Below are 13,566 nucleotides of genomic sequence, written 5' to 3'. Positions count from 1 at the left end.
TTCCCACGGATTGCAGGGAAGTTGGGCGGCAGACTTTGGTGGTGGGGAATGAAGTGTTCCTGTTATTCACGTTCCTGCTCGATGGGGAACAGTTCATTCAGGCTGTTCATATTTTTGTTCCATATGCAGTGTGCAGGACTACCAAATGAATTAGTGGTCCGCTCGTGCACAGGTTACCTTTTATATTTCAATCGACTCAGAACAGGCTCCAGCTGAATTCCTTGGACAGGCGCTCCAGCAGATGCACACCGGCAATGCTGTTGCCTTTGCTGTTCAGCGACGGGCCTACGACTCCGATGCCATATTGTCCGGGCACCAGGGCAAGGATGCCGCCGGACACGCCGCTTTTCGCCGGGATGCCGACGTCGATGGCAAATTCGCCGGAAGCGTTGTACATGCCGCAGGTGACCATGAATGTCTTGGCGATCTGCACGTAGCGGCGCGGGATCAGCTTCTCTCCATTGCACGGATCTACTCCGTCAAAAGCGAGTACAAGCGCCATCCGCGACAGGTCTGCGCAGTTGACCTCGATCGAGCAATGCTTGAAATAGACAGACAGCACATCCTCCACAGGGTCTTTGAGTACGCCATTTTGCTTGAGGAAGTAGGCCAGTGAGCGGTTCAGGTCACCGGTCTCCAGCTCGGAATGATAGACGTCCATATTGTAATCCAGTCCGTCATTACCGGCAAGCTTGCGGAAAAATTGCAGGATGCGATCGGATTTGTCCTCCGGGCTGTCTCCGGCAATCAGCGAAGAGACGGTAATCGCTCCCGCATTGATCAGCGGGTTAAATGGAATGCCCGGCTCGACCAGCTCCAACTTGATCATAGAATTGAAATCATCGCCGGTTGGCTCTTTGCCTACATTATAGAAAACCGCTTCTTCGCCATGGTCCATGAGGGCGAGAATCAGAGTGAATACTTTGGAAATACTCTGCATCGTAAACGGAATCCCATAATCCCCTGCCGAGATCGTCTTGCCCTGAGAATCAGCGACAAAAATTCCCAGCGTATCACGGGATGCTTTGGCCAGCTCGGGAATATACGAGGCAGCCTCCCCCTGTCCTGTACGCAGCCGGCTCGTCTCCAGCCACTCTGGCAGCAGGGTCTCCATTTTCTCCATATGCTCTATACTCATTCGCAGTTCTCCTATCTGTTCAAATTATATCTATCGTTAGCTTAGCATTGTATTCGGCAACTTCATAATATCTTTTCACTTCAATTCCATCCAAATGAATCAGTATGGCAGCAGGTATCTCTCTTCATCCGGCAGCCGAACCGGTGACACGCTCCGTATGGTAACTGCCTGTATAACAGACAGCAAAAGTCTCCCAGTGCACGAGCATGCCGGGAGACTTTTACCAAGTGAGAACATACGGTTTGTACCGCTGCTGTCATTATTGTTCTTATTCTTCATCTTATTGCTCTAAGCTGATTGCCATGAAGGAGGGAACTGTTCTTTACATTACAGCATTCCCGTACCCTCTTCATTTCTTCATTCCCAAATGCTTAATTCTGTGGCTGGGAAGACGGGTTAGTAGTTTCTTCCACATGGGTCTTGCGTCTACCGCCAAATTTGAAGACAAGAATACCAGCGACTACCACCAGTACCCCGATAATTTTGCCGGGTGTCAGCGGAATCTGTTCCAGACCGAGCCAGCCGGCCGAATCGAACAGCAGCGCCGTCGCCAGCTGGGCGATCAATACGATTGAGGTGGAGAAGGTCGGGCCGAGCAGTCGGATACCCTGCACCAGGCAGAACACGACGCCTACGCCGATCGCTCCGCTGATCCAGTACCAGAGCTGCATATGCTGGAGCGAGAAGGTTCCTTTCCCTTCAAAAATCAGACTCGCTGCCAGTGAAGCGATAAATCCCATACCCAGTACGAGTGTAGTGGTCGCCCAGGAACCTGCACGAGCATTCACCTGATTGTTAAAAACGGTCTGCAGACTGACCAGTGAGCCGGCGACAACCGCCAGCAAAATACCTAAAAGCATGAGTGTACACTCCTTATTGATTCATTATTAAGTTCTATCCTGTGGCACAAATGTAGATGAACCGGTGATATTATCGGCTCTGCTGCTGTATCCCATTACAGCTTGAGAATGACCACGCCACCGATCATCATCAGAATGCCGATAAACTGCGGTACCGTCATCTTCTGCCGAACTACGCCAAACCAGCCTCTCAGATCGATCAGAAAAGTCACACACAGCTGGGCAATCAGCAGCGCAGACACCGTCAGTGTCACTCCCACATACTGAATCGCCATCACTTCACTGTAAATAATAACCGAAGCCAGCGCACCGCCAAACCAGTACAGCGGCTTCACCTGCTTGAATCCCTGCCAGCTGCCATCCCGGACAACCAGCAGTACCAGTGCTGCCAGAATAAATCCGGTCAGCTGGGTAATTGTGGCTGCCTGCCAAGTCCCGATATCCTGACTGATCCGGTTGTTGGCTACACCCTGCAGGGTAATGCACGCACCGCCCAGCAGGGCGAAAATGATTCCTTTCATGCTGCTATGATTCCTCCCATATTCCTGTATGATCGCCGGAACTGCCTGCTTTTCCATGATCCGTTCCATTTCCTGGCGCTATCCATTCAGATTCTGTTGTATAAGATGTACTGTCTATTATAAGAACAGCTGCCTATCCATTGAAAAGGACATGTGTCCCAACTGTATACATATCCTGTTTGATAAAAGAGCCCCTCGAAACAGCGCATCTGCTGCTGCCTGCCTATCAACAAATCTTCTGTTACACCCGGCATATCAAACAGCCCCTTATACAGACAAGGGGCTGCCGGAATACCTATTCAAATCAGCACATGCTTACCCTTTGCAGGAGCCGCATGTTCCTGTCTATCCGAATCATTGACGGCGATTAGCGTTTACCGCCGCGGCCTCTGCTGTCGGAACTACGGCCGGATTGGCCGGGACGGCTGCTTCCTTGGCGGCTGCTTCCCGGACGGGATGATGCGCTGCCGCCTTTGCCGCCGCTCTTGCCGTACTCGCGGGTACGACTGCCTGCACTGGCGCCGGAACCTTTTGCCGCCTTGCTGGAATCACGACGGAATGAACCGGATTCATCGGTACGACGTGCCATAGCGCCTGTCAGCGTGCTGGTCGCTTTGGCCGGACGTGCCGAATTGTCGCTGCGCTTATTCTTGCCGCCGCGTCCGCCGGTACCTGTGCTGCTGCCAGCGCCGGAAGCCGGACGATCGGAGGAACGTCCGCTGCCACGTCTGCCACCGGAACGGCCGGATGGCTCATCACGGTAACTTCCGCGAGCTTCACGGCTGCCGTTCTCACTGCGTTTGTTTTTGCCAGTACGACCGCCTGCGCCGCCGGTACGTTGGGACTTGGGACGAACATTGGACAGCAGTTCGCCGGAGTCTTCCGACTGTGCGGAGGTCTGGGAGATCTCGCGCGGCAGTTTCTGACTCGTCTGGCGTTCGATCTGTTCCAGTTCCTGACGGTCATGCGGCGTTACAAAGGTAATTGCACGGCCTTTGCCGCCTGCACGGCCTGTACGACCGATCCGGTGAATATAATATTCCACATCCTGAGGGATATCGTAGTTGAATACATGGGTCACCCCTTCAACATCGATACCGCGTGCAGCCACATCGGTAGCAACCAGCAGCTGCAGTTTGGCCTCACGGAATGCTTTCATAACCTGCTCACGCTTGTTCTGGGACAGATCGCCATGCAGCTCGTCCGAAGCGTAGCCCATCTGCTGCAGCTCTTCGTTCAGTGCAGCCGCCCGGCGCTTGGTCCGGCAGAAAATAACGGCCAGATACGGACGTTCCCGTTCAATATATTCACGCAGCGCAGCCAGCTTGCCGCGTGGTGTACATTCCACGACCAGCTGACGGATCAGATTGAGCGGTACTGTCTCTTCCGTACCGACGCGGAAATCGCGCGGTTTGCGCATATACTGGGCGGACAGACGACGGATACCATCCGGCATCGTCGCAGAGAACAACATCGTCTGGCGGGATGGGGATGTCGCCATAATGATCTGTTCCACTTCCTTGAGGAAACCCATATGCAGCATCTGATCAGCTTCATCGAGCACAAGCGTACGAATCTTGGTCATATCGAGTGTACCGCGGCCCATGTGGTCGAGTAGACGTCCCGGTGTACCTACGACCAGATGACAGCCGCCTTCCAGTTTGCGCAGCTGACGTTCCACATCCTGGCCGCCGTAGGCAGCGAGAATACGAACACCTTCGTAGGCATCTGCCAGCTTGCGGGCTTCGGTAGCGATCTGCAGAGCCAGCTCGCGTGTAGGTGCAACGATGAGCGCCTGCGGTGCGCCGGTTACATTCAGATTTAATTTTTCAAAAATAGGCAGCAAAAAGGCCAGTGTTTTACCGGTACCGGTCTTTGCCTGTACGATTGCATCTTCGCCGTTCATCAATGCAGGGATGGAAGCTTCCTGAACTTCGGTCGCCTCGGTAATTCCGTTGACGGCCAGCAGTTCAACCGCCGCTGGCGAGATGCCGAATGAATTAAAATTTTTCAATGATTTCACCTGTCTTTTCATATTGTATACCATGCAGCATTCGTAAAAAGAAGCACCGGCGTGATACCGATGCTTCTGCATCTGTCCGTGACAGATACCATTATGATCATCCGCAGCCCAACACAGGCTGCAGCCTGAGATTACCGACCATTCTAACGACAGCTATAGCGTCAATATAACGTTTATTTCCCGCCGCGTCAATGCCCGGAAGGGGCAGAACGGCCGAGTTTTTCGTACAATTGACGGCTTTCTTCATTCAGACCGCGAATATGAACCTGCTTGCCCAGCTGTTCATATTTTTCCTTGAGCTTGCCGATACCGATGACCGCCGAATGATCCCAGATATGGGAGCGGGCAAAATCGATCGTAATCTCCTTGGAATCGTCCGCAGGAGCGAAGTGATCCACAAACTGGCTCATCGTACCGAAGAACATCTGTCCGCGTACCTGATACACCCGGTGAGCAGCAGTAGAGTCTTCCGCTTCGGTAATATCCAGCTGTGACATTTTCCAGCCAAACCGCAGTGCGCTCATCACGACACCGACGCCTACCCCGATTGACAGATTGTCGGTCAGTACGACGATCACTACCACTGTTACCATAATGACCGCTTCGGCGAGCGGAATCTTATGAATCGTCACCAGTGAATTCCAACTGAATGTTCCGATAGAGACCATGATCATGACACCGACGAGCGCTGCCATCGGCACTTCGCGGACGATCGTCCCGAGTACGACGAGCAGCACCAGCAGGAAAGCTCCGGCGATAAAGGTAGACAGTCTGCCCCGTCCGCCGGACTTTACATTAATAACCGACTGGCCGATCATGGCGCAGCCCGCCATTCCGCCAAAGAAACCGCTCACGATATTCGCAAGTCCCTGTCCCTGTGCTTCGCGGTTCTTGTTGCTGCGCGTCTCGGTCATCTCATCGACAATGGTTGCAGTGAGCAGCGACTCCAGCAATCCGACAAAAGCAATCGAGATCGAATACGGCAGCACCGTAATGAACAGATCCCAGCTGATCGTCACCACCGGCAGATGGAAAAATGGCAGCTGATTGCTCAGCTCGCCCATATCACCTACCGTACGCACATCGAGATGCATGAAGTACGTCAGCAGCGAGACGATAATAATCGCCACCAGCGGAGCAGGCACTGCTTTGGTGAACAGCGGCAAAATGTAGATGATCGCCAGCGTCAGCGCCACCAGCGCGTACATCAGCCAGTTCGCTCCCACGAACTGCGGCAGCTGGGCCGAGAAGATAACGATCGCCAGCGCATTGACGAATCCGGTCATGACGGATTGTGGGATAAAGGTAATAAACCGCCCGATCTTGAGCCAGCCGAGTATAATCTGGAAAATCCCCGCCAGAATTGTCGCGGCAAACAGATATTCCACACCATGCTGGGCGACCAGCGTACCGACCAGCACGGCAATCGCTCCAGTCGCTGCCGAGATCATACCCGGACGACCGCCTGCGAACGAAATAACAATGGCAATACAGATGGAAGCATACAGGCCGACCATCGGATCGACACCTGCAATAATGGAGAAGCCAATCGCTTCTGGTATAAGGGCCAGGGCTACGGTAATACCGGCAAGTACATCCGCGCGGATATTACCGAACCATTGCTGCTTGTAGTTCATGATTTTCCTCTTTCAGACATGTGACAACGATCCGATTGAATTAGGTACAACTCCCGAACATTACTGATCAGATGAAGCACAGTGCTTGTTTGATGTAAAATGGTTTTCCTCTCGCAGGAAACCCGGGTCCGTGGCAAAGATAGATTTTCATTATAACCAATTTTAAGCAATGTCTCTACTGTTAATTGCTGTATCGTCGGATTAACTAAAATGTAAGCGCGTCCATTTTTGATATAACAAAAACGCTCTGTCCGAAAAGGCAGTAATCACAGCATTACCGTCTATTCGGACAAAGCGTATGATAAGCTTGTAAGCAGAAAATATTATCGCATTCAATCAGGTCTATCTGTCGGATAAGCAGCTGATCCAGCTGACCGCTCGGTCTTCACGCAGCAGAGGATCTGTACTAAAATCGTCCTGACCTGAAAATGACGACCAGCAGCCAGATTACCATCAATGTGGCGATGGCAAAGCCGATCTCCACAACAGGCAGTCCCCACAGGATCGGTGTCTGATCCCTCAGGGACGAACCGATAATCAGTCCGACCATAATGATGCTGAATGCCAGCAGCACAATACTAAAGGCGAGCCGGTTGCTGATCTGGTCCATCTTGTGCAGCAGTTCCCCGAGCTCCGGCACGCTGACTTCCACCTTGAGTTTGCCGGAGCGGATCACCCGTGACAACTCGGACGCCTGACGTGGCAGATCGGTGAGAATTTCTACCGCCTGAAACGCACCATCTGTAATCCGCTGACGAATCTTGCTCGGACTGTAGCGTTCACTGAGCAGCCGACGGCCAAACGGCTCCGCCATATTCAAAATGCTCAGCGACGGGTCCAGTCGCTCAATGACACCTTCCAGCGTGATCAGTGCCTTACCGAGCAATGCCAGATCGGTCGGAATATCGATCTTGTACTGGCGGATAATCGCGAACATCTCATTCAGCGCTTCTCCGAGATCAATCTGGGAGAACGGCAGATCATAATATTTTTCCCGCAGCCGCTCCAGCTCATTGCGCAGTGCAGACATGTTAATATCCTCGGGCACAAATCCGAGCCGCATAACGGCCCGCACCATGCTATCCGTATTTTTGCGCAGCAGGGCGATGACAAAGCCGGCCATGCCGTTCTTCGTATCACTGCTCAGTCGGCCCATCATGCCAAAATCCAGATAGGCGATCCGCCCGTCACGCAGTGCCAGCAGATTGCCCGGATGCGGATCGGCATGGAAAAAACCGTCGATAAAAATCTGCTGCAGCATCGAATCCACGAGGCGCTGAGCCACCTCGGGCAGCTTCAGTCCCTGCTCCACAATATCATCCGGCTTCCCCATATGAATGCCGTCGACAAATTCCATGGTCAGAACGCGGGCAGATGTGTAATTCCAGTACGTTTTCGGAATATGAATCCGGCGGTCTTTTTCAAAATTCTGACCGATCCGCTCCATATTACGGCCTTCAATATTATAGTCGAGCTCTTCGCGCATGGATTTGGAGAACTCTTCGATAATTTCTTCTACATTATATTGGGCGACCCATTCCAGATGACGCTTGGCCAGTGAGATCAGATCCTGCAGAATCTCCAAATCCCGCTGTACTACACGGGATACGCCTGGACGCTGTACTTTGATCGCCACCATTTCACCCGTATGCAGCTTACCCAGATGCACCTGCCCAATCGAGGCGGCAGCCACCGGTTGTTCCTGAAAAGTCTCCAGCATCTCTTCCAGACTCATACCCAGCTCCAGCTCAATAATCTGGCGTGCCTCTTCTCCCGGAAAAGGCGGCACCTGATCCTGCAGCTTTACCAGTTCATTAATGACGTTCTCCGGCAGCAGATCCGAGCGCGTGCTGGCGAGCTGTCCCAGTTTGACAAAAGTAGGACCGAGCTCCTCCAGTACGAGACGAATCCGCTCTGCGAGTGTACGAATGCCGTGGACATCACGGCGTGCCAGCTTCAGCGGAATCGCCAGCATACGGTGAAGTCCCATCTCTTCGACCATATAACCAAAGCCATGACGCATGAGCGCCATGGCGATTTCCCTATACCTTCCGGCGTGCCGGATATGCAGAGACATCTTATAACAATGGCGGCTGCTGCTGTTCCTGCTCAGCCAGACGCTTTTCCAGAACAGTGATCCGCTGCTGTAATTGTTCGACAGTTTCCTTGGTCGGAATATCCAGCTCGGTCAGCATTTTTTGGATCTGACCACGCATCCAGTCCTTCATTTGGTTCTGTTCTTCCGCTCCGCGGTCCATCAGACGATCGACCAGTGCACGGGATTCGGATGGGGCCAATTCTCCGCGTTTGACCAGATCATTTACCGCTTTTTCTACCTTTTCCTTACTGACTACAGTAGCACCCAGTCCCAGGGATAACGCTCTTTTGAACAAATCGCTCATCTCTATTCCTCCTGACATAAAGTAAAGTACGGTCAAGGCTCAACAACAATCAGCTGCATATTGGCATATTCCGGTAAAATCATCATTACCGGCTCATGGCAACATGTCCATGCATGGTCCATCTCTCTCTAGTATAACGGTTCAGCAGCCATATGCCTAATCCGGTATAACCTGAACTTCCGGTATGTTCGTGCCCACTCAATCGCAGCCTGCCACCCAGCAGATACTTTGCGCAATCATGGTCCGATATTCCGGATAAGCAAAGGAAGACGCATGGTGTCCAGGCATCAGATAGACGGTGCGTCCCAGGCCATAACGGGAGCACCAGGCGGCCGGCCAGGTATCACCATTCATCGTGTATTCCATCAAAATGGTTCGTTCCACACCCGGCAGCAGCGTAAACTCATACGGCTCTTCTTCCATGACAAAAGAGTGTATACCCTTCATGATCGGATGGCCGGGCGAAGCGATATGCATCTCCAGTGCGCCGTATTCTTCATGGCCCCCATACTGCGCGCCCATCAGCTGTCTGAGCTCATAACTGGTCTCCTGAAGCGATACACCGCAGTGGAGTATCAGCAGTCCGCCTCCATTCACTACATATGTAATAATTCCGGCTGTGTGTCTGGGATTAATTTTCTTTTTGAATGCATCGGTGTAGACGATACAGAGGTCATAGGCTTCGAGACGTTCCATATCCAGCATGTCATAATCATCCGATACATGCAGCTCCCACCCTTGCGGCATCAGCTCACGGACATGATTCTCGATCTGATCCAGTGGATGATAAGGGGCATCCTCTCCATAATCTCCGATCAGGATCGCCTGTCTGGCCTGCGATTTATTATCATTTGGTATGTTCATGATACGGGCAAGTCTCCTTTACTGCATAATATAAAAAGCATCTGTCAAAAATCTGCCTTTACCGCTCAGGTAACGGATCAGCCTATGCCGTAATCTTATATCCCGGCTGCTGATCCCCTTTCACATGGGGCAGCTTTCCCTTTTATGTCCTTACCCGTATTTCCGTTAAATAGTACATATTATTCAAATTTTTATCATTTTGCAGAGATCTCTGCATAGCTGTGTCATGTTCTGCACATAATAAAACACGGCCTCATCAGAATCCTGACGGGCCGTTGGTATAAGATCATCGTATGCAGACGGTTACTTGCGTACCGCTGGTTTTTTACGGGCAGGTTTACGGTTTTTCTCCTGTTCGGCAGCTACACGGACCGCTTCTTCCGCACGATCCTGATCGAACTGGAGCTTGTCGGCTGCCTGCTGTTTGCGCTTGGCTTCATACGCTTTGTACAGCGTATCCTGGATCTCCGGCTTATTGATTTTCAGATGAGTGCCAAAAGCATCGGGGAATACAAATACCTTGCGTCCCACTTCCTCGGAGAACATTACCGCGATCCGTTCATCATCATTCTCCAGTACCTTACCGACACCAAACTGCTCGTGCATTACCTGTTCATCCGTTAAATTCATACGCTTGCCTCCTGTGGCCGCTGAGCGGGCCTATTGATGAAGCTGCTTGCCTGGATCAATCCTTCTGTCTCCGGTATGGCAATTCCAGCACAGAGGCTGCATATACCATACCGGACCTATACTAAAATTGCTATCTGCATACCGGCAGCAGGTACATGTGAGGATGGAAGATAGCAGCTGAAAACAGTGTGCCCAAATGGTGAAAGTGACAGCAACAGCCATCGTTAAGAGGGTAGGTGATGCATAACTCTAAGAGTTATAAATAAAAAAGGCAGGTCAGCCGGATAAAATTCGAATGAAATAAGCGGGCTTTCCTGCAGTCATCTAAAGTGTATCCATTTAATTAGAGCACATATGTTCGAAGAAAGTCAAAGGATTTGTTTGGCACAAGCCCGGTAATTGGTTGGCAAATTAGCCCATCCGCGCAGGAATTTACAGTTACTTGCGTCGTTCTCCTCCTCAGGGCAGATCGATCAGCAGGAAAAATACCGCTTCTTCCGCCTGCAGCTGCAGACGATTTTCCCATTCCAATCTGGCCGCATCCCTGCGGCTGAGCACATCTTCCTCATTGAGCCGGAGCGCACCATGAATTACGAACAGATACGTACGCCGATCCGGCTTTTGCAAAAATTCGATCTGCTGCCCCTTTTCCAGACGACTCAGGTAAATGGTCAGATCCTGATGAATCGTCGCCTGATGTTCTCCACCCTGACGGCTTACCACCGGCAGGAGACGCCCGCTCAGTGAAGCCGGATTATAGGATGTGCTCATATAGGATGGCGCCAGCCCTCTCGCTTCCGGTTCAAACCACAGCTGCAGCAGATTGCATTTCGTTTCATTGGACGCATTGCGCTCGGTATGAACAACACCGGTGCCTGCAGATAGGCGCTGAATGCCGCCGAATGAACTGACCGCCATATTGCCGATATTATCCTCATGCCGCAGCTGTCCCTGCAGTATGATCGATACGATCTCCATATCGCTGTGCGAATGCTCACCGAATCCATACCCCGGCGCTATCGTGTCGTCATTGAATACACGCAGTACACCAAATCCCGTATTGGCAGGGTCCTGATACTCACCAAAAGAAAAACTGTGACTTCCGCGAAGCCATTCCTGTTCGAAATGAAATCGCTCGCTTGCCGGATACAATGTGATCATACCTGTTCCTCCCCAAGACTTCCGCTTATGGACGATCTGGTCAATCACCAATTCGCCCTTTTCGCTAAATAGTAGTATAACTCCCTGTGGTCATGCACCAGTTCTGCAAAGGACAGATACACGCTGCAACAAACAGCAGCCGCTGTTCCTCTTACATATATGGAGCAGCGGCTGCGAGATTAAACAACCACAATCTATTTTATTATAAGGGTTACCCGCTCTTATAGCTTGAAGCGTGCTACGACATTCTGCAGCTGTTCGGCCAGACGCGTCAGATCGGTTGCCGCGCTGGATACTTCCTCCATCGAGGCGAGCTGCTGCTGCGCTGCTGCAGAGATCGTCTCGGTGTTGCTCGCGGACTGGTCAGAGATGCTGGCGATTTCTTCAATCGAAGCGACCACCGCATCGGCTTCACTGTTCAGCTGATCGGTTGTGCCGGACACATCATCCATTTTACGGGATACCGCTTTGATCGAGCGGTTGATTTTGGAGAAGGAACGACCGGATGTATCGACAGCGATAATACCGCCTTCCACGTTCTGCTTGGCCTGCGCCATAACATCAAGCGACTGGGTGACCACGCCCTGCATGCCGGTAATCAGATCACTGATACGCTGTGCGGAATCGCCGGATTCGGAAGCCAGCTTGCGCACTTCCTCTGCAACGACGGCAAATCCCTTGCCATGCTCACCAGCTCTGGCTGCCTCGATCGAAGCGTTCAGGGCCAGCAGATTCGTCTGCTTGGCGATATTGCGGATCAGATCGACGATGCTGTCAATCTCGGAAGACTGATTGCTCATCTGGGTAATAATCTCACTCAGCTTGTCAACGGTAAGCTGAATATCATAGATTTTCTGTACTACATCAATAACAGATTCGTTTCCTTTGACAGCGGCTTTGGAAGCTTCATCCATCGTCTGGCTAACTTCATTGACATGATTGGAGATTTCCGCTACCCGCTCGGACATCCGCTGGATAGAAGCTGCTCCCTGATTGACACTTGCCACCTGACGTTCACTGCCAGTTGCCACTTCCTGAATCGCCATTGTTACGTGCTCTACCGAACGTCCAGTTTCTTCTGCACCGGCGGCGAGTTCTTCGGAAGCGGAGGACACATTGTCAGTTGTATCTTTGACGTTCTCGATCATATCGCGCAGACTGTTTACCATAACGGCAAAGTCCCGCGCCAGATCGCCAATTTCGTCATTTTTGCTCTGGTCGATCTCTACGGTCAGGTCACCACCACTGATAAGTGTTGTTGTCTGACGAAGGCGCTGAATCGGCTTCATAATCATACGGATGCAGAAGAAGACGATAATAGCAGCTAATAGAATGGAGATTCCGACAATGATAAACGCCTGGTTGCGGACAGGCTCTACCGCTGTATCCACTTCGCTCGTATACATGGTTCCGGCAATTTTCCAGCCTGTTGTCGGATTGGTCAGGAATACCATCTGCTTGGGATGATTCTCAAAAGTATAATCAATCTTGCCATGATCCTGGCTGTACATGGTAGACAGATAGTCACCGGTCGCCGGTTCTCCCGGCTTGCCGTTACGGCTGACCACATAGTTCTGATCTTTGTCGAGCACAATTACATATCCTTCACGACCAACCTGAATATCTACCTGCTTGGCGATATTCTCCAGGTTGAGTGAGATACCCAGTACACCCGAATTATCCGGCAGGGTCCGTGCAATGACCACAACCGGCTTGTTGCTGGAGTTGATCACGACAGAGGTCATGACAGTCGTACCTGGTGCAGCGATAGCCTGCTTGTACCAGTCACGCTCTCGCGGATCATATCCGTTCTCATTGTCCTTCGGCACACCGCGGATCATCGTACCATCAGGCGTACCTACAAACACATCAATCGCTTCCGGATGCAGCTTGATATACTGCGTTAGCCGGGGAAGGATCTGCGGGCTCAGCCGTCCTTCGATCATGGACTCGTTAAATAAACCCGACAGCACTTCCGCATCATGGAACTTGGCATCCAGCGCGCTGCTCACAAAATTATTCGCCGTCTTCACCGTCTCATTCGCACTGGTAATCAGCTGGCTGGCTACCTGTGTTTTGGCATTGTTGTACATGGTGATACTGATCACAAGACTCGGGGCGAGCAGCACAATTGCAAATGCCACAATCAGCTGGTTGCGGATTGACCAGCGCAGCTTACGTCCATTTAATTTCTTCCCCATTTATTTCACACTCTTTCCCTTAATTAATTTCCATTGCTCTTCCATAAATAGAGCTGACAATACCCATAATATTGTATATATCGCCCAATCGATGTTAATTATTTAGATAATCATCGAAACGAACCGAAA

Annotated in this window: 11 protein-coding genes; all 11 read right to left on the bottom strand. The window is 51.6% G+C overall.

Annotated elements, in window-relative coordinates; genetic code table 11:
* Positions 1 to 196: 196 nt before the first annotated feature.
* Positions 197 to 1,138, bottom strand: a complete 942-nt coding sequence (glsA, locus tag WH45_RS02550; protein WP_046212796.1) for a glutaminase A — start codon at positions 1,136 to 1,138, stop codon at positions 197 to 199.
* 371 nt (positions 1,139 to 1,509) lie between these two features.
* Positions 1,510 to 1,998 (bottom strand): DMT family transporter, encoded by a 489-nt coding sequence (locus WH45_RS02545; protein ID WP_046212795.1) that lies wholly within the window; start codon positions 1,996 to 1,998, stop codon positions 1,510 to 1,512.
* 95 nt (positions 1,999 to 2,093) lie between these two features.
* A complete protein-coding gene (locus WH45_RS02540; protein ID WP_046212942.1) occupies positions 2,094 to 2,519 on the bottom strand; it encodes a DMT family transporter in 426 nt (141 codons plus the stop codon).
* A 367-nt stretch (positions 2,520 to 2,886) separates the two neighbouring features.
* On the bottom strand, positions 2,887 to 4,533 hold the full coding sequence (locus WH45_RS02535; RefSeq protein ID WP_046212794.1) for a DEAD/DEAH box helicase: 1,647 nt from the start codon (positions 4,531 to 4,533) through the stop codon (positions 2,887 to 2,889).
* A 197-nt stretch (positions 4,534 to 4,730) separates the two neighbouring features.
* A complete protein-coding gene (locus WH45_RS02530) occupies positions 4,731 to 6,179 on the bottom strand; it encodes a SulP family inorganic anion transporter (RefSeq protein ID WP_046212793.1) in 1,449 nt (482 codons plus the stop codon).
* A gap of 406 nt (positions 6,180 to 6,585) precedes the next feature.
* Complete coding sequence (locus tag WH45_RS02525; protein ID WP_046212792.1) at positions 6,586 to 8,256, bottom strand: ABC1 kinase family protein; 1,671 nt, start codon at positions 8,254 to 8,256, stop codon at positions 6,586 to 6,588.
* Between the two features lies 1 nt (position 8,257).
* Positions 8,258 to 8,581, bottom strand: a complete 324-nt coding sequence (locus WH45_RS02520; RefSeq protein WP_046212791.1) for a phasin family protein — start codon at positions 8,579 to 8,581, stop codon at positions 8,258 to 8,260.
* Between the two features lie 198 nt (positions 8,582 to 8,779).
* Entirely contained in the window at positions 8,780 to 9,445 is a 666-nt protein-coding gene (locus WH45_RS02515) for a ThuA domain-containing protein (RefSeq protein ID WP_046212790.1), read from the bottom strand.
* Positions 9,446 to 9,748: 303 nt separating this feature from the next.
* Positions 9,749 to 10,075, bottom strand: a complete 327-nt coding sequence (locus tag WH45_RS02510) for a hypothetical protein (RefSeq protein WP_046212789.1) — start codon at positions 10,073 to 10,075, stop codon at positions 9,749 to 9,751.
* Positions 10,076 to 10,534: 459 nt separating this feature from the next.
* Positions 10,535 to 11,236 (bottom strand): pirin family protein, encoded by a 702-nt coding sequence (locus tag WH45_RS02505; protein WP_046212788.1) that lies wholly within the window; start codon positions 11,234 to 11,236, stop codon positions 10,535 to 10,537.
* 221 nt (positions 11,237 to 11,457) lie between these two features.
* On the bottom strand, positions 11,458 to 13,437 hold the full coding sequence (locus WH45_RS02500) for a methyl-accepting chemotaxis protein (RefSeq protein ID WP_046212787.1): 1,980 nt from the start codon (positions 13,435 to 13,437) through the stop codon (positions 11,458 to 11,460).
* Positions 13,438 to 13,566 lie beyond the last annotated feature (129 nt).

The organism is Paenibacillus wulumuqiensis, from assembly GCF_000971965.1.
In the GTDB taxonomy this organism is placed as follows: Bacteria; Bacillota; Bacilli; order Paenibacillales; family Paenibacillaceae; genus Saccharibacillus; species Saccharibacillus wulumuqiensis.
The sequence above is the reverse complement of the archived record's forward strand: the minus strand, read 5'-3'. Positions and strand labels throughout refer to the sequence as shown.